The sequence below is a fragment of the Polaribacter cellanae genome (genome assembly GCF_017569185.1).
GTDB classification, from domain to species: Bacteria; Bacteroidota; Bacteroidia; order Flavobacteriales; family Flavobacteriaceae; genus Polaribacter; species Polaribacter cellanae.
Genome location: NZ_CP071869.1, coordinates 3,295,299 through 3,321,278 on the forward strand (window position 1 = coordinate 3,295,299; position 25,980 = coordinate 3,321,278).

A 25,980-nucleotide genomic window follows, 5' to 3' on the forward strand; every position below is an offset into this window, starting at 1 on the left:
TATTCTGCAAAAAAAAAACACCTTATAACAAAATGTAATTTGTTATAAGGTGTAATCTCCAAAGTATACTAAATAATAATTTAATACGAACTTTTATTATTTATTTGATAAAAAATGTTACTCTTCTAGCTAATTGTCTAGCATCTTTGGAAACACTTGTATCTTCGCCATTACCTTTATAAGATAATCTGCTAGCATCTATTCCTGCAGCAACTAAAATGTCGTAGACTTTTTTAGCTCTTTTTGCAGACAAAGCAGTGTTGTATCCATCAAGTCCAGTTTCATCTGCATAACCTATTAATTCTGCATTTACAGACGAATTTTGTTTCATATATAATTTTAGATAATTAATAGCATTATGAGATCCTTTTTGGATTGTTGTTTTGTTTACATCGAAATAAACATTTACATAACCATTGTTAAATAACTCCTTAACGAAATCTTTATTTGCAACAGTATTTGTAGCGTTATTGTTTGTGTTTGCTTTGTTGTATCTGCGATCTAATTCCGACATTAATTTGTTTTTATCAAAGTCAGTATTTTTCTTTTTCAACTCAGCAATTTTATCTTCTGCTTGTTGCAAACGATTTTGAATTTCTTCTAATTCGTTTGCTTCCATAACATCTTCGTAATACCAATCTGCGTGCTTTTCGTGGTTACCTAAAGCAATATTTAAACCAGCAGAATAATTAAAAATACCACCTGTTAACCCTCTTCTCTTAATAGTTGCTGTTCCATCGAAAGTACGTTGTTGGTAAAAATGCCCAATTGCAGATACGTCGAAAAATAAAGAAACTCTATCTGTTAATTTAACTTGAGGTGTAATACCAGCCATTACATTAATTACTTGATCGCGACTCGCATCTACAGGCGATTTTGGGTATAATCTAGAAAAACCAGCTCCACCATGTAATAAAAGATTAAAACGATTTGTCCAGCTTTTAAAGTTTAAAATATTTCCAGCATTTACAACACCTTCTAAAGAGGCTCTGTAATAATTAGATTCGAAAGGCTTACTGTTTTTACCTTCTGTAAACTTATTGTAACCTAAATCTAAACGAAGACCAAATTTTTCGTTAAACATATATCTTACACCTAAGTTGGTTTGCCAAAAATCTGGCTGTTTAATTTCTGGATTATAACCTGAAGCTAAAGGAAATACAGGGGTGTGAACACCAACTCCTACGTCTATAGACCATTGGTTAAAGTCTTGTGCATTTGTTTGAAACATGGAACCAAATAAAAGAGTTCCTAGTAATAATTTTTTCATAGTTTTATATGTTTTATAATTCAATACAAAATTAAGGCATTGCCATATAAAACCATTGAAGAAACCGTTAAAGTTAGATTGATTTAAAGTGAAATTTTTCTTAAAATTCGTAGCTATAGCTGTTAAAATTTAACATTTTAATAAAGACGGTATTGTCGTTTTAAATTTTTAAAAAAAGCTTTATATATTTGTGTTCTGTAAATCAGTAAATTACTGGGAAAAATGAAAAATAAATTAATTTTATTAGTAGGAATCCTCCTTTTTGCATCTTGTGCAACAAAAAAGTTCAAAGAAAAATGGATGCAAAAAGAAGCACCAGCAACTTTTAAAGCAAGATTTGAAACCACACAAGGTAATTTCGATATTGAAGCAACTAGAGAATGGTCTCCAAAAGGTGTGGATCGTTTGTATCAATTAATTAAATATGGCTATTATAACGATGTTGCAATTTATAGAGTCGTACCAAATTTTGTGGCTCAATTTGGAATTCATAACGATTCTTTAATTAATAAAAGTTGGCAAAAAGGAGTTGAAGATGAACCAGTAATAAGAAAAAACGATTCTATGACTATTTCTTTTGCTAGAGGAGGAGTAAATACGAGGTCGAATCAAATTTTTATAAATTTAAAAGAAAATCATCGTTTGGATAAGTTGGCATATTCTGGAGTTACAGGTTTTCCTGTGGTTGCAAAAGTAATTGCTGGCCAAGAAAATGTTTTAAAGTTTTATGATGGTTATGGAGATAAATTAGGAAGACAACAAGGTAAAATTAATAAATTGGGGAATGCTTTTTTAAGAGAAAAATATCCAAAGGTAGATTATATTTTAAAAGCTTATATATTAAAGAAATGATGATAAAAAAAATACCTTTTCTATTTTTTGTAGCTGTTTTATTTGGTTTTAATTTTACTTTTTCTCAAGTTAAATTTGAAAAGGAATATCGTTTAAAAACTTCAGATGTTCCTAAAAAAGCATTACACATAGTTACTATGTGGGATTTTAAAAAGAAAGTAAAATGGTATGCAGAAGAAAGTCAAGATGGTAAAACAGTTGAAGCTAAAGTTTGCCATAATAGGAATAGAATCAGTTTAGAATTTGAAGAAAATGGTACACTAATAGATGTAGAAAAAACTGTAAAATTTAGTGATTTAGAAGAGGACATACAGAAAAATATAGAAAACACATTGTCTAAAAAATTCAAGAAATTTCGTTTTAAGAAAGTTCAAATTCAATTTATAGGTGATGAAAGTGCTATTTATAACGAGATATTTAATCTGAAATCACATCATAAAAAGATAATTCCAAAATATGAAATTATTGTAAAAGGCAAAAAAGAAAAAAGATACCAGAATTTTGAAATTTTGTTCAATAGAAAAGGAGAAATAGAAAAAGAGTTGCTTATTAAATCGTCAGATTCCACTAATTTAGAATTTTAATGAAATCATTTCTAACACTTTTAGTTACTTTTTTTATTGGATTTTCACTTTTTGGACAATCAGATTTTAATTTGGGTTTTTTACCAAAAGTTGTAGTGGGAAAAAAGCTATCAGACCAAACAAAATGGGTAAATAGTATTGAGTCTAGAACTATAGTTTATGATGAAGATTATCAGTTTTCTCATAGTTTGGTAGATGTTTCTTCCATTTTATCATTCAAAATAAACACCAATCAATCTGTAAATTTTGGATATATTATTCGTTTCGAAGATTCAGAGATTATCCACAGAACTTTTCAGCATTACAATATTGTCAGTTCTTTTTCATCCTTGAAATTAGGACATCGTTTTGCTTTTGAACAGTTTTATCAAACTCAAAAACAAACCACTTTTAGAACACGTTACAGAGTGAGCCTAGAAAAACCTTTAAATGGAGAACGAGTTGATGTAAGCGAATTTTATATAAAAATTGGTAACGAATATTTGTATGATTTTGATGAGGATGATTTGGAAATTCGATTTACGCCTTATTTAGGTTATCAAGCCACTAAAAAAGACAAAGTAGAATTTGGGTTGGATTATAGATTAAGTACTTTTATACATAATCAAACCGAAAACCGACTTTGGATTCGTGCAACTTGGTATATTTCTTTATAAATTAAAGTTATTTTTTTAAATTATTTTCAACTTCAACATAAAAGTTTTTATCAACTTCAAATTGTTGTTTTTGTTGAGACGATAATGGTAATTCTTTCTTTTCTGATGCTGGATAAATCCATTTTGGTTCATCATCAATAAAAATTCTTAAAGGCATTTCAAAACCATCTACAACATTTGTCCAACGATAACTTAAAGTATTATTTTTTATTGAATATTCTAATGTAGGAATCCTTATATCTCTTAAATATTGATTGAAAAAAGGTGTTAAATCCATACTTGTTTCCTTGCTTAAAAAAGATTCTATTTGCTGTGTAGTAACTGTTTGGTGGTAGAAAACTTTGTTCATTTTTCTTAAAATCATTCTCCATTTTTCATCGTTATTTACCAACTGTCTTAATGTATGTAATAAGTTACCTCCTTTGTAGTACATATCTCCAGAACCTTCTTTATTAACATTGTATGTTCCAATAATTGTTGCTTTATTTTCAATGGCTTTTCTAGTACCTATAACGTACTCAGATGCTGCTTTTTTACCATAATAATAATCTAAAAATAAATTTTCGGAATAGTTGGTAAAGCTCTCATGTATCCACATATCTGCAATATCTTTGTTTGTAATATTGTTTGCAAACCACTCGTGGCCAGATTCGTGAATGATAATAAAATCGAATTTTAAACCCCAACCTGTTCCCGATAAATCTCTTCCTAAATACCCTTTTTTGTATTTATTTCCATACGTAACAGAACTTTGGTGTTCCATTCCTAAGTAAGGAACTTCTACTAATTTAAACCCATCTTCGTAAAAAGGATAAGGACCAAACCAGTGTTCGAAAGCTTTCATCATTTTTGGCGCATCTTTAAAATGCTCTTTGGCTTTTTCTAAATTGTATTTTAAGACATAATAATCCATATCTAAATCTCCTTTTTCTCCTTTAAAAACTTCAGAAAAATGTGCATAATCGCCAATATTTACGTTTACTCCATAATTATTTATAGGATTGTTTACATACCAATTGTAGGTTTTTGTTGTGCCATTATCAACCACACTTTCCAATCTACCATTAGAAATATCCATTAAATTTTTTGGAACAGTAACACTAATTCGCATGTTTTCTACTTCGTCATACATATGATCTTTACAAGGCCACCAAACGCTTGCGCCCAAACCTTGGCAAGAAGTCGCCACAAAATGCTTTCCATTTTTATCTTTTTTCCAAGAAAAACCTCCATCCCAAGGAGCTCTAATGGCTTCTTTCGGATTTCCTTCGTAATAAACAACAATACTTTCTTTGTTGCCTATTTCCTGCTTCTTTATCAGTTTTACAAAATGTGCATTTCCATCGTGAATTACTTTCAACTCTTTGCCATCTTGAGTAACTTTTGTAATGGATAAGGGTGCTTGCAAATCGACCTGTAAAGTTTGATTTTCTTTTAAAACAGTGTATTTAATCGTATTTTTTCCTGAAATAAATTTATCATCGGGTTTTACTTCTACATCTAAATGATAATAGGTTAAATCCCACCAAATTCTTTCTGGAGTTATAGATCCTCTAAGTGTATCTTGTTTTGTGTATTTGCTTCTCTCGCTAAGTAAACCTTGTGCTTTTGCGGATGAAAATCCTAAGAAAAGAAAGAAAATTAAAATTATTTTTTTCATATAAATTATTTCAGTTTAAAACCTTCAGCTGGTTTTGCGTTTAAAAGATGAGTTACGAAGTAATCCCAACGTTTTCTGGTCATATATTTTGTCATATCTCCATAACCATGTCTTTTGTTTGGAAACAAAATCATATCGAAATCTTTATTCGCTTTAATTAAGGCTTCTACTACCAACATTGTGTTAGATGGAGGCACATTATTATCCATAGAACCATGGGTTATTAATAATTTTCCTTTTAAATTTTTCGCAATTAATTGATTTGCTTGATTGTCGTAATTTGTGGTTTTATCTGCTTTCCCTTCCAAAGTTCCTTCCTCTAAAAGTCCTTGCCATTTTTCGCCCCAATCTGCTTCGTAATTTCTATTATCGTGGTTTCCTGCACCAGAAACTGCTACATCATAAAATTCTGGATACTCAAAAACAGCTCTTGTAGAAGCGAAACCACCTCCTGAATGCCCCCAAATTCCAACACGTTCGATATCCATTCCTTTATATTTTTGCGCTAATTGTTTAATAGCAGTAATATTATCTGGCAAACCATTATCGCCCATGTTTCCATAATAAGCATCATGAAAAGATTTAGAACGCATTGGAGTACCCATTGCATCTACTGCAACAACAGCGAAACCGAGTTCTGCAACTGCTTGGAAATCTCTCCAAACAGGCCTAAAACCATAATAACCTACACTTCCAGATTGTGGTCCTGGATAAATGTAATTTAAAACAGGGTATTTTTTAGATTCGTCGTAATTACTAGGTAAAAACATAACTCCATAAAGATCTGTTTTTTTGTCTCTTGCTTTTACAGAAAATTCAATTGGTTCTTGCCAATTATTGGCTTTTAATTCAGAAATATCTGCAGCTTCTAAATCCATTATTTTTTTTCCATTTCCATTTCTTAAGACAGAAACAGGTGGAGTTGTAGTTGTAGAATAGGTGTCTACCAACATAGAATAATCATCAGAAAAAGTAACAGAATGTGTTCCTTTAGATGGTGTTAAGTTGGTAAGATTTGTTCCATCGAAATTTACTTTGTAATAGTAATTGTGGTAGGGATTTCCTTCTTCTTTTCCGCCAGCTGTAAAATAGATTTGTCTATTTTTTTCATCAATATGTTTTACTTGTTTTACAAGCCAATCTCCAGAGGTAATTTGGTTTTTTAATTTTTTTGTAGCTAAATCATATAAATATATATGGCCCCAATTTGTTTTTTCTGAATACCAAATAAATTCGTTAGAACCGAATAAAACTTTCCAATTTTCCGCGTTTACGCCAGATTCGTAGTAGGTATCGACTTCTTCTTTATGGATAGAGATTACTTTTCCAGAATTTGCATCTGCAATTTGTAAATGCGCTATTTTATGATCTCTAGAACCAGAAACAAAGGCAAATTTAGTTCCTTCTTTATTCCATTGTGCGTCTAATAATTCGTTATTCCAATCTGCAATATGGTCTGTTGTGGTTCCTCTTTGGAAATCTGGTTTCATTTTTAAACGAACCATTTTTGGTTTTTTTCCTAAGTGAATAATTACTCTTTCGATTGTAAATATTTTCTTATCTCCTGGAAGTGGATGTTTCCAAGCTTCTAATTTAGGGTGCCCAACATTTGTAGATGTTAAATACATCATACCAACACCTCTTGCATCTTGTTGAAACGTAGCAATTTTATCGGAATTTGGCGACCATTTTAAGACAGCTCCATCACTTTTTATCCAGCCAGCATTGTTGGTTGCATATCCATAATCTTCTTTTCCATCGAAAGTAATTTGCGTTTTTTTATTGGTTTCTAAATTACGAATCCAAAGGTTGTAATGATCTATATAAGCTGCTAATTTTCTATTTGGAGAAATATGCTCGTTTCTGTTTACTTGTTTTGTGTCTTTTTCAATTTCTTCAATGGAATTATTTTTTAAATTGTAAGCATATTTTTGCTTAGTAACAGTAAAATGTACTTTTTTCATGTCTTTAGAAAAAGACACGTTATATATAGGTAACGAATTTTCTGTAATATTAAAGTTCATTTTTTCAGATAAGACTTTTGCTAATTTTTGATGATCAAATGCGTCTTTTTTAGTTTTTTTTCTGGCATCTGCCAAAACAAACCTATTGCCTTCTTTTGTGTTTGTGGTGTATATTAATTTATTTTTTTTGGCAAAGGAAACTCCATAAACTTGATTGTATACTTTTCTGTACAAACTCCTGTCCATAAATTTTGCGGCTGCTTCGTATTCTGCAACAGTAAATTGTTTTTGATTTTCTTGAGCTTTTAATGCGCTGAATGCAAATATGATAAGAAAGCTACATATAAAATTTGCTTGTAAATTTGGTTTCATAAAGTTTCTTTTTTATTGAGAGATAAATCTGTAAAATATTTATAAAAATAAGGAATGGTTTCAATTCCTTTTAGGTAATTCCACACGCCAAAATGTTCGTTTGGAGAATGAATGGCATCCGAATTTAAACCAAAGCCCATTAAAATAGTTTTACTTTTTAACTCTTGTTCGAAAAGTGAAACAATGGGTATGCTTCCTCCACTTCTTTGTGGAATTGGTGTTTTACCAAAAGTGGCTTTATAAGCTTTACTAGCAGCTTTGTATGCGATATTATCTATTGGAGTTACATAACCTTGCCCTCCATGATGTGGAGTTACATTTACAGTAACTGCATTAGGTGCAATACTCTCAAAATGTTTTTTGAATAATTGGGTAATTTCTCTCCAATCTTGATTAGGAACTAATCGCATCGAAATTTTAGCAAAAGCTTTACTTGCAATTACTGTTTTTGCACCTTCACCAATGTAACCTCCCCAAATTCCATTTACATCTAAAGTAGGCCTAATGGAGTTTCGTTCGTTTGTAGAATATCCTTTTTCACCATAAACATCGCCAATAGCAATCGATTTTTTATAATCTTCTAAAGAGAATGGAGCTTTTGCCATTTCTGCTCTTTCTTCTGATGATAAATCTTCCACTTTATCATAAAAACCAGGGATTGTAATGTGATTATTTTCATCGTGAAGTGAAGCAATCATTTTGGTTAGAATATTAATAGGATTTGCAACTGCACCACCATACAAACCAGAATGTAAATCTCTATTTGGCCCAGTAACTTCTACTTCCACATAACTTAAACCACGCAAACCTGTGGTTATAGATGGAATATCGTTGGCAATCATGCCAGTGTCTGAAATTAAAATAACATCGTTGGCTAATTTTTCTTTATTTCTTGGAACAAACCAAGCCAAACTTTCTGAACCTATTTCTTCTTCACCCTCTATCATAAATTTTACGTTGCAAGGTAAATTTCCTGTGGAAGTCATATATTCTAAGGCTTTTACATGCATATACATTTGCCCTTTATCGTCGCAAGAACCTCTTGCAAAAATCGCTCCTTCTGGATGAATACTGGTTTTTTTAATTACGGGTTCGAAAGGTGGAGAATGCCATAAATCGATAGGATCTGCTGGTTGCACATCATAATGGCCATACACTAAAACTGTGGGCAAATTTTTGTCGATAATTTTTTCTCCATAAATAATAGGGTAACCAGGTGTTTCGCACATTTCTACATGGTCGCAACCTGCTTTTTTTAAACTTTCTAAAACAAAATCGGCTGTATTTAAAACATCTTTTTTGTATGCTTTGTCTGCACTAATTGAAGGAATTTTTAATAAATCGATTAATTCGTCTAAAAAGCGTTGTTTGTTATTTTTTATATAAGAATTTATAGCACTCATAATTTTTTTATTTCTTTCAAAAATATAAAAATTATAATGAACAAGTTTGTAGTTTATAAGGATTGTTTATATTTGCATCCCGAAATCTTCGGAAAAAGTTGCAGGCGTGGTGGAATTGGTAGACACGCTAGACTTAGGATCTAGTGCCGCGAGGTGTGAGAGTTCGAGTCTCTCCGCCTGTACAATGTAGAAGCTGAAGTGAAAACTTCAGCTTTTTTATTTTAATTAATTTTTATTTGATGAAAGCATATCCGTTAAAATTTTCGCCAGTATTTAGCTACAGATTATGGGGAGGAGAAAAGCTAAAAACAGTTTTACAAAAAGAATATTCAGAAAATAATATTGGAGAATCTTGGGAAATATCTGATGTAGAAAATAGCGAAACAGTTGTTCTTGAAGGTGTTTATAAAGGGAAAACACTTAGAAATCTAATTAAAGAATTTAAAGGAAATTTTTTAGGAAATAAGGTTTACCAACAATTTGGGAATGAATTTCCTTTATTAATAAAATTTATTGATGCAAAAACGCCTTTGTCTATTCAAGTGCATCCAAGCAACGAAATTGCAAAAGAACGACACAATTCTTTTGGAAAAAATGAAATGTGGTATGTGATGGAAGCTGATGAAAATGCAGAATTAATCGTTGGTTTTGATAAAGAATTAGATAAAGAAGGGTATAAAAAACATGTAGAAAAAGGTTCTATTTTAGAAGTTTTACACCATGAAAAAGTTATTGAAGGAGACACTTTTTACATTCCAACAGGAAGAGTGCATGCAATTGGAGCAGGTGTTTTATTGGCGGAAATTCAGCAAACATCAGATATAACATATCGAATTTACGATTACGATAGAGTAGATGCTAAAACTGGTAAACTAAGAGATTTACACAACGATTTAGCGATTGATGTTATCGATTTTAAATCTTATAAAGAGTACAAAACTTCTTATAAAACGACTCCGAATATTTCTAATGAATTAGTGCATTCGCCTTATTTTAAAACAAATATTATAATTGTTGAAGACACTATTGTAAAAGATTATTCTAATTTAGATTCTTTTGTAATTTACATTTGTGTTGAAGGTAGTTTTGCACTAATTGATAATAGAAAAACAACCTATTTACAAAAAGGAGAAACTGTTTTATTGCCAGCTTCCATAGAGAAAATGGAGGTAAATGCGATATCTCCTAAAAGTAAACTTTTAGAAGTTTATTTATAATTATTATAAAGAAATAATTTCGAAATCTTCCGTTTTTTCTACCGATAAAAAAAGACTTTGGGTTTCTTTAGGTGGAACTGTAAGTTTTCTTTTCGTTAAATCTATCCAAGCTCCATAGACTTTAATTTTTGCGGATAATTTTCCAGCTTCATTAAAAACTTCGTGTACTAATTTCCAGCGTTCGTTATTTTCGGAAATACCAGATAATTTTAAATTTACGGAGATATTTTCTCCTAAATGAATTTCTTTTCGGAACGAAGTTTCTTCAGTAAATAGAATTGGGCCAATATTGTGTTTTGTAAATTCTTCAATAGAGAAATTGTGTGCAGCAAAAAAACGGACACGAACTTCTGCAGCATAATCGTTGTAAGCTGTATGACGCATGTGTCTATTGGGATCGAAATCCGACCATTTTGTAGCAAATTCAATTTTAAAATTCATAGTTTGTAGTTAAAAAAAACCTGATAATTTTTTAAATTTTATCAGGTTTATAAGATAGTTTGTAATTTAATTTTTTACGATTTGTCTAGCGTTTTTCAGTTTTAGTTCACTTAAAACATTCAAAGCCTCTGCAACATATACATCTTTAGAAAGATTTTTATGCCAGTTTTCTCTTTTCTGCTCTAAAATAGAATCTTTTTTTAATAAAGGAAGCTCGTATTTAGGAGAGTTAAAACTTAAATTAGATGTGTATTCGAAAGCAGATTTATATTTTTTTGCCGAATTTTCTTGTTTCTTACTATCATTAGAAAAATCTTTATAATTTAAAGAAAACGAAGTGTTGTCCTGATTTTTCTTCAACCACTTAGCATAATCGTTTATTAAATTGAATTTTGGATTTTTTGCAATTCGTTCTTTACTGTTATTTACAACTTCAGAAAAGTTTTCGTAAGAATTTGTTTGGGTATATTTTGCTTGAGGAACTTTATCCCAAGCCAAAGCACCTTCTAAATCGCGCTCTCCATACTTCATATAGCTATATCTGTCTGGCATTGCAATATCCGAATATACACCTTCAATTTGTGTAGAACCTCCATTTACTCTGTAGAATTTTTGGATGGTCATTTTTATGGCACCTAAATCATCTTTAAACTTCGGATAAAAATTATTAATAGGAATTAGACTTTGTACAGTTCCTTTTCCATAGGTTTGGTTTCCTCCAATAATTACTGCACGACCATAATCTTGCATTGCAGCCGCAAAAATTTCGGAAGCAGAAGCAGATAATTCGTTTACCAAAACCACAACAGAACCATCCCATTGCATTTTTGGATCTACATCATTCTTTACAATTGGGTCTTGTCCACGATATTTTACCTGAACAACTGGGCCTTCAGTAATAAATAAACCAGCAATTTCAATGGCAGTCTTTAAAGAACCTCCTCCATTGTTTCTTAGGTCGATCAATAGACCAGAAACACCTTCGCTTTTTAAACGTTCAATTTCTTTCTCCATATCTTTTGCAGAATTTCTTGCATTGCTATCAGAAAAATCGATATAAAACCTTGGTAAATCTATTAAACCATATTTTTTACCATTTTTTTGTACAATGGTAGATTTTACAAACGTTTCTTCTAATTCTACAACATCTCTAATAATTGAAATTATTTTTGTAGAACCATCTAATTTTTTCTTAACAGTTAATCTTACTTCAGTACCTTTTTTACCTTTAATAAATTTAATGGCATCATCTAAACGCATACCTACAATATCTACAGGTTCTTTATCTCCTTGCGCAACTTCTAAGATAATATCGCCTTTTTCTAAATCACCTTGTTTCCAGGCAGGACCACCAGAAACCAATTCGAAGATTTCTGTATAGATTCCTTTAGGAGATAGACGTGCACCAATTCCTTCTAATTTACCAGACATGTCTTGGTCGAAACGCTCTTTTATTCTTGGAGCCATATATGTTGTATGTGGGTCAAAAGCGCCAACTATACTGTTTAAAAAAGTAGAAAACCAATCTTCGTGTTCTAATTCTTCGATTCTTAAATACAATTCGTCCATATTTTTTAGAACGTCTGCTCTCGCTTCTTTTTCGAATTCTTTAAACGATTTTGTTTTATAATTCTTATCTTTTTTTAATTTATTTTCTTGTTTTTCAAGTTTGTTTTGTATTCTACTAAGTGTACTTAATTTTAATTGTTTTCTCCAATAATCAATCAATTCACTTTCGTTTTTTGCAAAAGGAACTTTCTCGTAATCGACATCTATAACCTCTTTTTTGTTAAAATTAAAAGGTTTTGCTAAAATAGCTGCATAATACAACTTTGCTTCTTTTATTTTTTTAGAAAAACGATTATATACCAAATTGTAAAAGGAAACATCGTCTTTTAAAAGCTGATTGTCGATTTCGTATTTATATTTAGAAAATTCTTTTAAATCTTCTTGGGTGAAATAACGTTTGCTAGGATCTAAACCATCTATAAAACTTTTGTAAACTTTTTCAGAGAAATCGTCATTCATGTCTTTTACAACAAAATGGCCTCTTGTAAGTATGTTTTTTAGAACATAAATAAGAATTTTGTCTTTGTTAGGGTCTTTAATGTCAGTGTCGTTATTCGCTTGAAAACTTATGCTAAATAGTAGTATAAAAATTGCCAATATCGAAATGCTAATCTTTTTTCTCTTGTTCATAAATAATATGTCGTGATTTGTATTGTATAATTACTCTTGTTGGTTTATTGGTTACTAAAATAATGCCAATTTTTTTTAAAAACGAATATTCTTCTTATTTTTATTTGGAGGTTTTTAGAGCTTAAAACTAATTAGTACAATATTACGCAAAAAAAGACTCGAATATTCTTTACAAATTGTTAAAAAGAAACTCCCATAAATGAACTACATTTGTTTTAGAAATAACCAATTATGCAAGAAAAACCATTAATTTTAGTAACCAACGACGATGGAATTACAGCTCCAGGATTAAGAGCTCTGATAAAAATAATGAACAAAATTGGCGATGTTGTAGTGGTTGCTCCAGACAGTCCACAGAGTGGAATGGGTCATGCAATTACTGTAGATAACGTGCTTACTTGCAACCCGATTACAATAGACGAAGGCCCACAATTAGAATATACCTGTTCTGGAACTCCTGCAGATTGCGTAAAAATGGCAGTCAATCAAATTTTAAATAGAAGACCAGATTTGTGTGTTTCTGGGATAAACCATGGAGCTAACTCTTCTATAAATGTAATATATTCTGGAACCATGAGTGCCGCAATTGAAGCTGGCATAGAAGGGGTTCCTGCGATTGGTTTTTCTTTATTAGATTTTAAATGGCATGCAGATTTTAAACCATCAGAAGAATTTGTAAAAAACATTACATTAAATGCACTTTTAAACGGAATTCCAGAAGGTGTAGTTTTAAACGTAAACATCCCAAATTTAAAAAAGGAAGAAATTAATGGAGTTAAAATTTGCAGACAAGCAAATGGGTATTGGAAAGAAATTTTCGACAAGCGTAAAAGTCCGTTTGGAAAAGAGTATTATTGGCTTTCTGGCGAATTTGTAAATAAAGATAAAGGACAAGATACAGATATTTATGCGTTGGAAAATGGATATATTTCTGTAGTTCCTGTTCAATTTGATATGACTGCACATCACATGATTCAAAAATTAAACTCTTGGGAACTGTAAAAAAAGATATTTTAATAGGAATTTTAGTTTCGCTATTTGCCACTTTTGGAGGCATTTTTTTATATTTAGAATACTTTTCTAGATATGAATTTAACGAAACTCTACAAATGATTCGTGAAGGAAATTTATATGGAAAGGTGCTTTCTTTAGCTGCAATTCCGAATTTGTTTGTGTTTTTTATTTTTATTAAAAAGAAACAAGATTATAAAGCAAAAGGGGTTTTAATTGCGACGATTTTAATTGCTTTAACAACGCTCTTATTAAAATTTTTCTAAAATGAAATACTACATAATTGCAGGCGAAGCTTCTGGAGATTTGCACGGTTCTAATTTAATGAAAGAATTGTATAAAGCAGATACAAATGCAAATATTCGTTTTTGGGGAGGAGATTTAATGAAAGCTGTTGGCGGAACATTGGTAACACACTACAAGGAACGTGCCTTTATGGGCTTTGTAGAGGTTTTAATGAACCTGGGTAAAGTTTTAGGTTTTATTAAATTTTGCAAAAAAGATATTGCAGATTTTAAACCAGATGTACTAGTTTTTATAGACAATTCTGGTTTTAATTTACGAGTTGCAAAATGGGCAAAAGAAGCAGGTTTTAAAACCAATTATTATATTTCTCCACAAGTTTGGGCAAGCAGAGCAGGTAGAGTAGAAGATATTAAAAGAGATATCGATAAGATGTTTGTAATTCTTCCTTTCGAAAAAGAGTTTTACAAAAAACACAATTACGAAGTTTCTTTTGTTGGGCACCCATTAATTGATGCAATTGCTGGTAGAAAACAAGTGAGAGAAAAAGAGTTCCGAAAAACACATAATTTAAGTAATAAGCCAATTATAGCATTATTACCAGGAAGTAGAAAGCAAGAAATTTCTAAAATGTTGGCGGTAATGTTGTCGTTAACAAAAGATTTTAAAGACTACGAATTCGTAATTGCAGGAGCTCCAAGTCAAGATTTACGTTTTTATAAAAAAATAATTAAAGGAAAAGAAGTAAAATTTATCAATAATAAAACACACGATTTATTAAGTGTTTCTTACGCGGCTTTGGTGGCTTCTGGAACTGCCACTTTAGAAACTGCTTTGTTTAAAGTGCCACAAGTAGTTTGTTATAAAGGAAGCGCGATTTCTTATCAGATTGCAAAAAGAATTATTACACTTAAATTTATTTCTTTGGTAAATTTAATAATGGATAAAGAAGTAGTAAAAGAATTAATTCAGAACGATTTCACAACAAAAAACCTTCGAAAAGAACTTACTAAGATTTTAGAACCAAAACATAGAGAAGAATTATTTTTACAATATTTCGATTTAGAAAAAAAATTAGGAGGAAAAGGAGCCTCTAAAAAAGTAGCAACAGAAATTGTAAACCAGTTTAATTAGATGAAAAAAGGTGTTTTCCTTGTTGTTTTATTCTCTATGTTGATGAGTTGCTCTTCTTCAAAAAAAGTTGTTAAAACGTCTAATAAACCAATTTCGAAAGCCGATAAGATTGTTACAAATGCCCTAAAATACCAAGGTGTTAGATATAAATTTGGAGGCACAACAACTAGAGGAATGGATTGTTCTGGAATTGTATATGTTGCTTTTGGAGAAGAAAATGTACAGTTGCCAAGAATCTCTAGAGATATGGCGAAAGCTGGAAAGAAAGTCTCACTTAAAAAGGTTAAAAAAGGCGATTTATTATTCTTTAAAACGTCTAAAACAAGAAGAAGAATCAATCATGTAGGCTTAATCGTTTCCGTTAAAAAAGGAGTTATTCGATTTATACATTCTACAACTTCTAGAGGAGTTATTATTTCTTCATTATCAGAAAAATATTGGAAAAAAGCATTTGTAAAAGCGATTGCTATTTTGTAATTTATTGTTTTTTAGATATTTGTAAAATAAATAGTATCTTTAACGAGCCATGAGAAAGTTAAAGAGTTATTTACCAATGCACTTTACAGTGTTTTTAATAATTGGAATCCTCGTTCAATTTTATACAAATTTTTGGCAGTTTAATTTTCAAGAATCTTTTTTAATATTTTTAGTATTTGCATTTTTATTACTGATTAGAAATCGCTTTTTTACAACTATTTTAACTGCAATTATTTTCTTTACTATTGGTGTTTTTGCAGTTTTTATTACAGATTGCTCTAACTACGATAATTATTATCAACATCATTTAAAAAACGAAACAAACGCTGTTCTTAAAATAACTAAAGTTTTAAAATCTGGAAATTATTCAGATAAATATGAAGCTGAAGTAATTCAAATTCAACAACAAAAAACGAGAGGAACCATTTTATTAAATGTTCAAAAAGATAGTTTTTCTAATTCTTTAAAAGTAGATGATTTAGTAAAATTAAAAGCTGATTTTTTAGCGATATATCCGCCTTTGAACCCATATCAATTTAACTATAAATCTTATTTGGCTAGACAAGGAATTTATCAACAAATATTTACAGAAAATAATCAGTTTTTAAATTTGGAGTCTCAAAGTTCCACGATTATTGGTTTGTCTGCAAAATTTAGAGATTTAGTACAAGAATCACTAAAGAAATATCATTTTAAAGAAGACGAATTATCTGTAATAAATGCGTTGCTTTTAGGGCAAAGACAAGATGTTTCGAAAGAATTAATTGCAGATTATTCCAGAGCAGGCGCAATTCATATTCTAGCAGTTTCGGGTTTACATGTTGGTGTAATATTGTTAATGCTTTCTTTTCTATTAAAACCTTTAGAAAGAATACAAAATGGAAAATACTTAAAAACGATACTTATAATTTTTCTATTATGGATGTTTGCTTTTATTGCAGGTCTTTCTGCATCTGTATTAAGAGCAGTAACTATGTTTACATTTTTGGCAGTTGGCTTGGGTTTTAAAAAGAAAAATGTTGTTTTTTTCTCTTTAGTATCTTCCTTATTTCTACTACTAATAATAAAACCAATGTTTCTGTTTGATGTTGGTTTCCAGCTAAGTTATTTGGCAGTTTTTGGGATTATTTGGGTACAACCAAAATTATATCAACTCATGCAACCAAAAGTAAAAATTTTAGATAAAATATGGCAATTATTCACAGTTTCAATAGCTGCTCAAGTAGGAATTTTACCTTTAAGTATCTATTATTTTGAACAAATTCCAGGGTTATTTTTAGCTTCTAACTTAGTAATTATTCCTTTCTTGATGTATATTTTAATTGGTGGAATTGTAATAATTATTACTTCATTATTAAATATTTTACCGCAATTTGTAGCAGATTTATATGGAATTGTAATTTCGTGGATGAATAATTTTGTAAGTTGGATTTCGCATCAAGAAGTCTTTTTATTCAAAGAAATATCTATTTCTTTTTTGTGGATGCTGGCTTGGTATGCATTTATTATTTTAGGGATTGATTTTTTAATGTATAAAAAACCTAAAAAATTAATGTATGTTTTAATTGCAATTTTAGGAGTACAAAGTATTTATTTTTATGAAACAAAAACCAAAGAAAATAAAGAGGAGATAATTGTTTTTCATAAAAGTAGATCTTCCATAATTGGTAAAAGATTAGGAGAAAACCTGCTATTGCAACACGATTTAGACACCTTAAATTTTAAAGATAATTTTAGTGTAAAATCTTACAGAGTTTCAGAAGGAATTTCGGAAACAAATTCTGTAAACTTCAATAATTTTATTCAATTTAAAGACAAGAATATTTTGTTAGTAGATAGTTTAGGAATCTATCAATTAGATAATTTAAAGAACCCAATTATTCTACTGCAATATTCTCCAAAAATAAATTTAGAAAGACTAATTAAAGCCATAAAACCAAGTAAAATAGTAGCAGATGGTTCTAATTATAAAAGCTATGTATTTCGATGGGAAGAAACGTCTAAAAAACAAAAAACTCCATTTTATTACACAGGCAAAAATGGAGCTTATATTTTATATTAAGTAACTGTTTGTTGGATAATTACTCTGTAAATTTAAATTGAAAACTTTCTTGATATTTTACAAAATCTTCTTTATTTTTTATCTCTTTATAAGCATCGCTTTCAAATAATTTTAAAAACAACTCTAACTGTTTTGGAGTTTTGTAACCAGGAATTGGAGCAATAAAATCGGCTTTTTCATCTAAAAAGACAATTGTTGGGTATGCTCTTACTCCAAAATAAGCAGATAATTCGTGCCCAGAATTTCTACCTCTTGCTTTCTTTGGATTGTAATTTGGGTTTGTAAAAATCTTATCTTTAAAAGAAATTTCTTCATTTCCTTCCGCATTAAACTTTACAGCATAGTAGTTTTTATTTACATATGCAGCAACACTTTTATTCTGAAAAGTATTTTTATCTAACATTTTACAAGGACCACACCAAACAGCATACATATCCATCATAATTTTTTTAGGATTTGTTTTTTGAAGCTCCACAGCTTTTTCTAGGCTAATCCAATTTATTTTTTGAGCATTCGTTTGAAAAACAAAGGCAGTAATTGCTAAAAGTATTATTATTTTTTTCATATGAAGTAGTTCGCAAATGGTATGCCAAATTTACAAAATCTAATTTATAAAAAAAGTAAGAGAATGTTTTTTAAATATTCTCTTACTTTTATGTAAAAATCTATTATTTAACGAATTCTATTCGATTCCATGCATTTTTCGTTTTAAAATTGGGTTTAATAGCAACATGATTAAAGCTGCTGCAATTGGTATAATTGTAAAGATTAAAAAGAAAGTAGACAAGCCATATTGTTCTGAAATAGGGTCTATAAAACTCCCTGTGAACCCACCTAAAAGATTTGCAAAGAAATTGGCTGTAAACCAAAGACCAAACATTAAACTAACGAATTTTACAGGAGCTAATTTACTCACATAAGACAACCCAACAGGAGAAACACAAAGCTCCCCTAAAGTATGAAGTAAATATGCAATTACTAAAAATAGTAAACTAACAGAAGCTGTTTTTGCCCCTTCAGGAATTGCTGAAGCACCATAAGCGAGTACGCCAAAACCTAAACCAACTAAAAGTAAGCCTATGGCAAATTTAACAGGACCAGAAGGATTGTATTTACTTTCCCAAATTTTAGAAAAAACGGGTGCAAATAAAATAATAAATAAAGAATTTAATACGGAAAACCAAGAGGCAGGCACTTCTGTTGTATCTGATTGAAACTCTCTATTTAACATCCAAATTACAATACCCCAAATAATTACAAAACTTAAACCTAGTAACAAATTTGCAATAAGATATTTACTATAAGTCTGTTTAAACAACATTATTAACACCCAAGTAATTACTATCATTGGAACTACAGTAATTATAGTGTTTGCTATTTTAAAAGTTAATGCAGCACCTCCAACTAAGGTTCTGTCTGTATAATCTGCTGCAAAAACTGTCATAGAGCCTCCTGCTTGTTCAAATGCCCACCAAAAAAAGATTACAAATAATGAAAATACACCGATAACAAACATTCTATCTCTAACTACTTTCGAGTTTTCAACTTCTTTAATTACCTCTTCTATATCCTCTTCAGTTTCTTCAAGGCTATTTTCAATTACATTTTCAAAATCTATTGTTTGTTTTGGAGATAATCCTATTTTTCCAAATATTTTTTGAGAAAAATGAAACTGTAACATTCCTAAAAACATAAAAATTCCAGCCAAACCAAAACCATAATGCCAACCAACATTCTCGCCAATGTAACCACATAAAAGAATTCCTAAAAAAGCTCCAGAATTAATTCCCATATAAAATATGGTATAGCCTGCATCTTTTTCTCGACCTTGCGATTTATATAACTGACCAACCATAGAAGAGATATTTGGTTTAAAAAAACCATTACCAATAATTAGAAAAGAAAGTCCTGCATAAAAGAAAACTGAGGTCATACCTTCTAATGCCATAGAAGCATGTCCAAGAGTCATAATAAACGCACCTAAAACAACAGCTTTTCTGTAGCCCATAAATTTATCTGCAATATAACCTCCAATAATAGGCGTTAAATATACTAAACCTGTATACCATCCATATAATAATAATGCATCTGCTCTAGTCCATTCCCAGCCACCATCTATTATTGTTGATACGAGAAACAATACCAATAAAGCTCGCATTCCGTAATAAGAAAATCGTTCCCACATTTCCGTGAAAAATAATACGAACAAACCTGATGGGTGTCCTAAAACAGTTTTTTGGTTCGTTGCTGAACCTCCATACTTAAATTCCATAATTTAATTTAGTTATTAATTAATATTTACCCTTTTTATTTATTATTTAGTAAATGCGCTTCTAAAAAGTTGGTCATTTTTGTGTATAAATTCAAACGCATATTTTTTCCTTTATAAATTCCGTGTGTTCTATAAGGTACAATAAACATATCAAACTGTTTATTGGCTTTAATTAATGCGTTTATCATTCGATAAGAATTTTGCACATGCACATTATCGTCTCCAGTTCCGTGGACTAATAAATAGTTTCCTTCTAACTTATCTGCATAATTAATTGGAGAATTCTCATCATAACCAGCAGGATTTTCTTGTGGAGTTCTTAAAAAACGTTCTGTATACACAGTGTCGTAAAAACGCCAAGAAGTTACTGGAGCAACAGCAATTGCAGTGGTAAAAATATCGTTTCCTTTTAATAAAGAATTTGTACTCATGTGCCCACCAAAAGACCAACCCCAAATCCCGATATTATTTTTATCGATATAAGAACGTTCTGCCAACTTTTTTGCAGCAGCAATTTGGTCTTCAGTTTCGTATTTCACTAAATTTAAGTAGGTAGATTTTTTAAAATCACTTCCTTTAAAACCTGTTCCACGTCCATCTACACAAGCTACAATCATTCCTTTTTGTGCCAACATATTATGCCAATAATCGTTACTAGCATTCCATTTATTTGCCACTTGTTGCGAACCAGGTCCAGAATATTGAAACATTAATAATGGATATTTTTTATTCTCATCAAAATCCACAGGTTTAATCATCCACATATTTAATTCGTTTCCATTGATTTCTATGGTAGAAAATTCTTTCGGACTCATTTTATAATCCAATAAATCTTTTTGTAGTTTATGGTTTTCTTTGATTACTTTTAACATTTCCCCTTCAGCAGTGTATAAAGAATAAATTGGAGGTGTTTTTGCTGATGAATACGTGTTTATAAAATAATTTAAATTCGTACTAAAAGCAGCATAATTTGTGCCTTCTTTCTTACTTAGAAGTTTCTTATTATTCCCATCTAAATCAATAGAATAGATACCTCTATTGATAGAACCATTTTCTACAGATTGATAATAAATTGTTTTCTTGTCTTTATTAAAGCCATAGTAATTCGTTACTTCCCACTTTCCTTTGGTAACTTGGTTGATTAGTTTTCCATAGAAATCATAGTGATAAATATGATTGAATCCGTCTTTTTCGCTCGTCCAAATAAAACTATTGTCTGCTAAAAAAGTTAAATTATCATGAATATCTACATAAGCTTTATCGGTTTCATTTAAAAGCAAAGTAGTACTGCCATTTGTAGCATTTACTTTGTGTAGTTTTAAATCATTTTGATGACGATTCAAAGTCGTTGCAACTAAAATATTCGCATCATTAGACCATTTAATTCTTGGAATATATTCGTAATTGCCCAAAGCAATTTTCTTTGTTCTTTTATTGGAAATGGTAAACATATGCAAAGCTACATCTGCATTTTTTTCGCCCGCTTTTGGGTATTTAAGAACTTGTTGCGTTGGGTAATTTCCAGTACCAACAATATCCATAGAAAAAGTTGGGACTTCGCTTTCATCGAAACGTAAAAAAGCTAAACTTTTACTGTCTTTACTCCATTCAAAAGCTCTTACGAAACCAAATTCCTCTTCGTAAACCCAATCTGTAACTCCGTTAATAATACTGTTTTTCTTACCATCTTTTGTAACTTGAATCAAAGAATTATTTGCAAAATCTTTAATAAAAAGATCGTTGTTTTTTGCATAAGCAATCTTTTTATTGTCTGGAGAAAAAATTGGCTCTTGAATGTCTTCGCCAATTAAACTCAGTTTTTTGGAAGCGATATCATACGCATAAAAAGTACCTTTAAAAGAACGTCTAAATATCTTTTTGAAATTTGTTCCTAAAATTAATTTGGTTTCATCTGCATTAAAACTGTAAGAAGAAAATCCGTCTAAATCTTGTAAATTTTTACTATTTACAATGGTTTCTACTTTTTCTAAAGTTTGGTAGCTATATTTATCTACTGTGGTTTCTTTGGTATCTTTATCGTAATTTAAAAGGGAATAAAAATCGCCATTCATGGAGTTTAAAGCATTCATTCCATCAGGAGAAAACGTGCCATTCCAAATCTCTTCTAAAGTTATTTCTTTGGAGCCTATATTTTCGTTTGAAGCTGTTGTGTCTTTATCTTTACAATTAGATAAAAATAAAATAGTTGCTAAAATGAATAGTTTTTTCATCACAGACCTTAATATTTAATAAAAGTTTGCCAAGTTTACGGAAAAATCGGCAAAATAATGGTTAAAAAATGAGAAAAGTTGAATATAGTACGATGTTTTAGAGGATTCATTTATATTTGTTCAATATAGATTAGAGAAAGATAAATGAGTAAAACAATATCAGGTTTTTCCAAGTTTACAAAAGCCGAGAAAATTAATTGGTTAACAGAGAGTTATTTATACGAGAATTCCAATGCGAAATCCATTTTAGAACAATATTGGAATGACGATGAGAACTTACAACAGCTTCATGACGATTTTATAGAAAACACCATCACAAATTTTTATTTGCCATTTGGAGTCGCGCCAAATTTTGTTATTAACGATAAAACCTATGCTTTGCCAATGGTAATTGAAGAAAGTTCTGTAGTTGCAGCAGCTTCTTTAGTAGGTAAGTTTTGGAGTACAAGAGGTGGTTTTAAAACGGAAGTAATTTCAACAACTAAAATCGGACAAATACATTTTATGTATGCTGGCAAAAAAGCCGATCTAGAAACTTATTTCAACAAAAATAAAACAGAATTATTCGCAGCAACAGCTTCCATCACTAAAAACATGGAAAAACGTGGTGGAGGAATTTTAAATATTGAATTAAAAGACAAAACCGATAAAATAGCCAACTATTATCAATTACATATAACGTTTGAAACCAAAGATTCTATGGGTGCGAACTTTATAAATTCCTGTTTAGAAGCTATGGCAAATGCTTTTAAAAACGAAGAAATAGAAGTAGTAATGAGTATTCTTTCCAACTACGTTCCAGCATGTTTGGTAAGAGCAGAAGTAAGTTGTAAAATAGAAGATTTGGGTGGAGAAAATCCACAAAAATTTGCAGAGAAATTTTACCAAGCAGTAAGAATTGCAGAGGTAGAACCTTACAGAGCAGTCACGCACAATAAGGGAATTATGAACGGAATAGATGCGTTAGTTCTTGCAACTGGAAACGATTTTAGAGCAGTAGAAGCTGGTGTTCATGCATACGCTGCAAGATCTGGCCAATATACAAGTCTGTCTCATTGCTCCATTGAAAACGGAATTTTTAAATTTTGGATAGAACTCCCTTTGGCTTTAGGTACTGTTGGTGGACTTACAGGATTGCATCCAATGGCAAAATTGTCTTTAGAAGTGCTGCAAAAACCATCCGCAAGAGAATTAATGCAAATTATGGCTGCTGCTGGTTTGGCTCAGAATTTTGCTGCGTTAAGAGCTTTAACAACAAAGGGAATTCAGCATGGGCATATGAAAATGCATTTACAAAATATCTTAAATCAGTTAGATGCGAATAATAGTGAAAAAGCAATTATTGAAAAATATTTCGATACCAAAACAGTATCTCATAGTGCAGTTGTAAAAAAGTTTGAAGAAATAAGAGCATCAAAAGTTAATTGGGTAAATTTTTTAAATTTTGAGGATATAAAAAATACACTTTCAACTTTAAAAACAAATGCAAAACCTCTTTTTGGAAAAATGAACGGACAGCAAATGGTAGAGCATTTGGCTTTTTTGATGAAGATTTCTAACGGAAAAATAAAAGCAGATTATTTTGTAGAAGATGAAAAATCGGCAAGAAGAAAAGCTTTTTTAAATACAGATGGTGAGCTACAAGTTGGTTTTAAAGCATCCATGTTATCAGAAGAACCAATTCCAGCAAAGTTTAATAGTTTAGAGGAATCGATAAACGATTTAATTTTACAAATTGAAGATTTTCAAAAACATTTTAAAACGGCAAAATTAGAGAATCATCCTTTTTTTGGAGAGTTAGATTATAAATATTGGCAAAAATTTCATGTAAAGCATTTTACACATCATTTTAAACAATTTGGATTGGTTTAATTTTAAAATAAAAATAGATTTTTTTTTCAAGAATAATAGATGTTTTGGCTAAAGCCATTCGTGTGAGATATTTTTGTGTCATCCAGCTAAAGCTGGATGCGATTGACAGGATTAAAATGAAAACATTCAACTCACAAGATTTAATTTAAAATACAATTCAGATACTAATTCAATTCACAAGAGATTTCAATCTTTACTGAATCAATTGCAATGGGTTTTAACCCATTGTAAAATATAAGTTTAAATTATTTTGGCTTTAGCCAAACTGTTTTCAAAGAGAACTATTGTTTTTGGCCAAAGCCATTTGTGTGAATTTTATCGATGCTAAGGCTGAATGTAATTGACAGGGTTCGAACCCAGTATAAAACTGACAAAATTTATTTTAAAAAGAATTCAACTCAGAATAATTTATAAAAAATAACAAATTATGCCTTTTATAAAAGTTTACATTCATTTTGTTTGGAGTACAAAAAATAGAATCCCCTTTTTAGAAACGAAAGAGTTAAGACAAAAAGTTTGGAATCATATAAAAGCAAATGCAACAGAAAAAGGAATTTTTATTGATTGTATAAATGGATATTCAGAACATTGTCATTGCTTGATTTCTCTGGGTTCAGATCAAAATATAGAAAAAGTGATGCAATTGATAAAGGGAGAATCTGCTTTTTGGATTAATAAAGAAAAATTAACCAAAGAAAAGTTTCAATGGCAAAGTGAATATTTTGCAGTTTCAGTTTCAGAATCTATGGTCGAAAAAGTTAGAAATTATATTAAAAAACAAGAAATACATCATCATAAAAAATCTTTTCAGGAAGAATATGAGGAATTTATTTTGAAATATGGTTTTAAGAAAAATAATGATAAATGATAATTCAATTGCAATGGGCTTTAGCTCTTTGATAACAATGGAGTTGTAAATTTGGCTTTAGCTAAACAGGTTTCAAATAGAATGGGTTTGGCTAAAGCCATTTATGTAATATATTTGTATCATCCAGCTAAAGCTGGATGCAATTTACAGGATTCGAGTGGGTAAAAAATAAAACATATCAATTACAATGGACTTTAAACCATTGAATAATAAAATTGGCAATAATGGCTTTAGCCAAATTCAACCAAAAACAACAATTTTGAAAAACTATTATTCAAACGGAAAACTTTTACTAACAGGCGAATACCTCGTTTTAGATGGCGCCAAATCTTTGGCTCTACCCACTAAATTCGGACAAAACCTAATTGTTGAAAAAATTAAAGAACCCCAAATTATTTGGGGAAGTTTTACAAATGAAGGCGAATGTTGGTTTGAAGCAATTTTCGATTTAAAAAAACTACGACTAACATCAGCAACATTTAATTCAAATAAAGAAGGCAGTGCAGATATTATTGCAGAAACGTTGTTAGATATTTTAAAGGAAGCCAAAAGAATGAATCCAAAATTTTTGGAAACAGAAAATGGCTTTCTTGTAAAAACAGCACTCACTTTTCCAAGAGATTGGGGTTTAGGAAGTTCATCAACCTTAATAAATTCTATTGCAAGTTGGGCAAATGTAGATGCTTTTCAACTGTTATGGAATTCCTTTAAAGGAAGTGGTTACGATATTGCTTGTGCGCAAAATAATACGCCAATATTTTATCAAATTAAAGATAAAAAACCTGTTGTAAATCAAGTTAATTTTAACCCCATTTTTAAAGAAAATTTGTTTTTTGTCTACTTAAATCAGAAACAAGATTCGAAAGAGGGAATTGCAAAATTTAGAGAAAGTGGCAATAATTTTGATAAAGAAATAAAAAGAATTTCTGAAATTTCTGATGAGTTTTTAGAAGTAAAATCTATATCAGAATTTAATAAATTAATTGTTGAACACGAGCAAATTATCAGTTCAATTATCAAATTAAAACCAGTAAAAGAAAAATTATTTCCAGATTATTTTGGCGAAATAAAAAGTTTAGGGGCTTGGGGTGGCGATTTTGTACTAGTTACTGGAAATAAAGAAACACCAACTTATTTTAAAAATAAAGGGTTTGAAACAGTTTTAACTTTCAAACAAATGATTTTATAAAGG

At 30.2% G+C, this 25,980-nt stretch carries 21 protein-coding genes, 1 tRNA gene and 1 pseudogene; 14 read left to right on the top strand and 9 right to left on the bottom strand.

The annotated features are described in order from the left end of the window. Window positions 1–100: 100 nt before the first annotated feature. The gene (locus tag J3359_RS14785) at window positions 101–1,270 is read right to left on the bottom strand and encodes an OmpA family protein (protein WP_208077709.1); all 1,170 of its coding nucleotides are present in this window, start codon (window positions 1,268–1,270) and stop codon (window positions 101–103) included. Between the two features lie 222 nt (window positions 1,271–1,492). Here J3359_RS14785 and J3359_RS14790 point away from each other — a divergent pair, with 222 nt between their 5' ends. From J3359_RS14790 to J3359_RS14800, 3 genes are read left to right on the top strand one after another with little or no spacing between them, the layout of a single operon-like run. Continuing rightward, complete coding sequence (locus J3359_RS14790; protein WP_208077711.1) at window positions 1,493–2,122, top strand: peptidylprolyl isomerase; 630 nt, start codon at window positions 1,493–1,495, stop codon at window positions 2,120–2,122. Next, window positions 2,119–2,706 (top strand): hypothetical protein, encoded by a 588-nt coding sequence (locus J3359_RS14795; RefSeq protein WP_243765931.1) that lies wholly within the window; start codon window positions 2,119–2,121, stop codon window positions 2,704–2,706. Before J3359_RS14790 ends, J3359_RS14795 begins: the two co-directional genes overlap by 4 nt. Next, on the top strand, window positions 2,706–3,362 hold the full coding sequence (locus J3359_RS14800) for a DUF2490 domain-containing protein (protein WP_208077713.1): 657 nt from the start codon (window positions 2,706–2,708) through the stop codon (window positions 3,360–3,362). Before J3359_RS14795 ends, J3359_RS14800 begins: the two co-directional genes overlap by 1 nt. Before the next feature lie 7 nt (window positions 3,363–3,369). Here the strand turns inward: J3359_RS14800 and J3359_RS14805 are convergent, their stop codons facing one another. Genes J3359_RS14805 through J3359_RS14815 form a run of 3 tightly spaced genes read right to left on the bottom strand, consistent with a single transcriptional unit; the run spans window position 3,370 to window position 8,761 of the window. Continuing rightward, complete coding sequence (locus J3359_RS14805; protein WP_208077715.1) at window positions 3,370–5,022, bottom strand: M1 family metallopeptidase; 1,653 nt, start codon at window positions 5,020–5,022, stop codon at window positions 3,370–3,372. A gap of 5 nt (window positions 5,023–5,027) precedes the next feature. Beyond that, window positions 5,028–7,358: a S9 family peptidase gene (locus tag J3359_RS14810; protein WP_208077717.1), complete on the bottom strand. Its 2,331-nt coding sequence runs from the start codon at window positions 7,356–7,358 to the stop codon at window positions 5,028–5,030. Continuing rightward, a complete protein-coding gene (locus J3359_RS14815; RefSeq protein ID WP_208077719.1) occupies window positions 7,355–8,761 on the bottom strand; it encodes a dipeptidase in 1,407 nt (468 codons plus the stop codon). The genes J3359_RS14810 and J3359_RS14815 overlap by 4 nt, the downstream gene beginning before the upstream one ends. Window positions 8,762–8,861: 100 nt before the next feature. On the opposite strand from J3359_RS14815, the gene J3359_RS14820 reads away from it, so the two are divergent. Next, window positions 8,862–8,943 (top strand) — tRNA-Leu (locus J3359_RS14820). A gap of 57 nt (window positions 8,944–9,000) precedes the next feature. Further along, the gene (locus J3359_RS14825; protein WP_208077720.1) at window positions 9,001–9,978 is read left to right on the top strand and encodes a type I phosphomannose isomerase catalytic subunit; all 978 of its coding nucleotides are present in this window, start codon (window positions 9,001–9,003) and stop codon (window positions 9,976–9,978) included. A gap of 3 nt (window positions 9,979–9,981) precedes the next feature. Here J3359_RS14825 and J3359_RS14830 read toward each other — a convergent pair whose 3' ends face one another. Both J3359_RS14830 and J3359_RS14835 read right to left on the bottom strand, forming a co-directional pair. After that, window positions 9,982–10,419, bottom strand: a complete 438-nt coding sequence (locus tag J3359_RS14830) for an acyl-CoA thioesterase (RefSeq protein ID WP_208077721.1) — start codon at window positions 10,417–10,419, stop codon at window positions 9,982–9,984. 66 nt (window positions 10,420–10,485) lie between these two features. After that, window positions 10,486–12,618, bottom strand: coding sequence for a carboxy terminal-processing peptidase (locus J3359_RS14835; protein ID WP_208077722.1), 2,133 nt, complete (start codon window positions 12,616–12,618; stop codon window positions 10,486–10,488). A gap of 231 nt (window positions 12,619–12,849) precedes the next feature. Between J3359_RS14835 and surE the strand changes: the two genes are divergently transcribed. The 5 genes from surE to J3359_RS14860 all read left to right on the top strand — a co-directional run bounded on the left by surE (window position 12,850) and on the right by J3359_RS14860 (window position 17,545). Continuing rightward, window positions 12,850–13,620, top strand: coding sequence for a 5'/3'-nucleotidase SurE (gene surE / locus J3359_RS14840; protein WP_208077723.1), 771 nt, complete (start codon window positions 12,850–12,852; stop codon window positions 13,618–13,620). Beyond that, window positions 13,608–13,895, top strand: coding sequence for a hypothetical protein (locus J3359_RS14845; RefSeq protein WP_208077724.1), 288 nt, complete (start codon window positions 13,608–13,610; stop codon window positions 13,893–13,895). Before surE ends, J3359_RS14845 begins: the two co-directional genes overlap by 13 nt. Window position 13,896: 1 nt before the next feature. Next, the gene (lpxB, locus tag J3359_RS14850) at window positions 13,897–15,006 is read left to right on the top strand and encodes a lipid-A-disaccharide synthase (protein WP_208077725.1); all 1,110 of its coding nucleotides are present in this window, start codon (window positions 13,897–13,899) and stop codon (window positions 15,004–15,006) included. Beyond that, window positions 15,007–15,483 carry a C40 family peptidase gene (locus tag J3359_RS14855; RefSeq protein ID WP_208077726.1) on the top strand — a complete coding sequence of 159 codons (477 nt, stop codon included), beginning with the start codon at window positions 15,007–15,009 and terminating at the stop codon, window positions 15,481–15,483. A gap of 76 nt (window positions 15,484–15,559) precedes the next feature. Further along, window positions 15,560–17,545: a ComEC/Rec2 family competence protein gene (locus tag J3359_RS14860; RefSeq protein ID WP_243765932.1), complete on the top strand. Its 1,986-nt coding sequence runs from the start codon at window positions 15,560–15,562 to the stop codon at window positions 17,543–17,545. Between the two features lie 19 nt (window positions 17,546–17,564). Here the strand turns inward: J3359_RS14860 and J3359_RS14865 are convergent, their stop codons facing one another. The 3 genes from J3359_RS14865 to J3359_RS14875 form a co-directional block, all read right to left on the bottom strand. Next, window positions 17,565–18,110: a thioredoxin family protein gene (locus J3359_RS14865; RefSeq protein ID WP_208077728.1), complete on the bottom strand. Its 546-nt coding sequence runs from the start codon at window positions 18,108–18,110 to the stop codon at window positions 17,565–17,567. Window positions 18,111–18,227: 117 nt separating this feature from the next. Further along, a complete protein-coding gene (locus tag J3359_RS14870) occupies window positions 18,228–19,817 on the bottom strand; it encodes a peptide MFS transporter (protein WP_208077729.1) in 1,590 nt (529 codons plus the stop codon). A gap of 35 nt (window positions 19,818–19,852) precedes the next feature. Next, on the bottom strand, window positions 19,853–22,048 hold the full coding sequence (locus J3359_RS14875; RefSeq protein ID WP_208077731.1) for a S9 family peptidase: 2,196 nt from the start codon (window positions 22,046–22,048) through the stop codon (window positions 19,853–19,855). A gap of 144 nt (window positions 22,049–22,192) precedes the next feature. Here J3359_RS14875 and J3359_RS14880 point away from each other — a divergent pair. From J3359_RS14880 to J3359_RS14890, 4 genes and pseudogenes are all read left to right on the top strand, one after another. After that, window positions 22,193–23,458, top strand: a pseudogene (locus J3359_RS14880) (hydroxymethylglutaryl-CoA reductase, degradative); the annotation flags it as partial. After that, window positions 23,453–23,920: a DUF1569 domain-containing protein gene (locus J3359_RS18555; RefSeq protein ID WP_367890401.1), complete on the top strand. Its 468-nt coding sequence runs from the start codon at window positions 23,453–23,455 to the stop codon at window positions 23,918–23,920. The pseudogene J3359_RS14880 and the gene J3359_RS18555, both read left to right, overlap by 6 nt. 427 nt (window positions 23,921–24,347) lie before the next feature. Next, on the top strand, window positions 24,348–24,788 hold the full coding sequence (gene tnpA / locus J3359_RS14885) for an IS200/IS605 family transposase (protein WP_208077735.1): 441 nt from the start codon (window positions 24,348–24,350) through the stop codon (window positions 24,786–24,788). A gap of 259 nt (window positions 24,789–25,047) precedes the next feature. Further along, window positions 25,048–25,977, top strand: a complete 930-nt coding sequence (locus J3359_RS14890) for a GYDIA family GHMP kinase (protein ID WP_208080497.1) — start codon at window positions 25,048–25,050, stop codon at window positions 25,975–25,977. Window positions 25,978–25,980 lie beyond the last annotated feature (3 nt).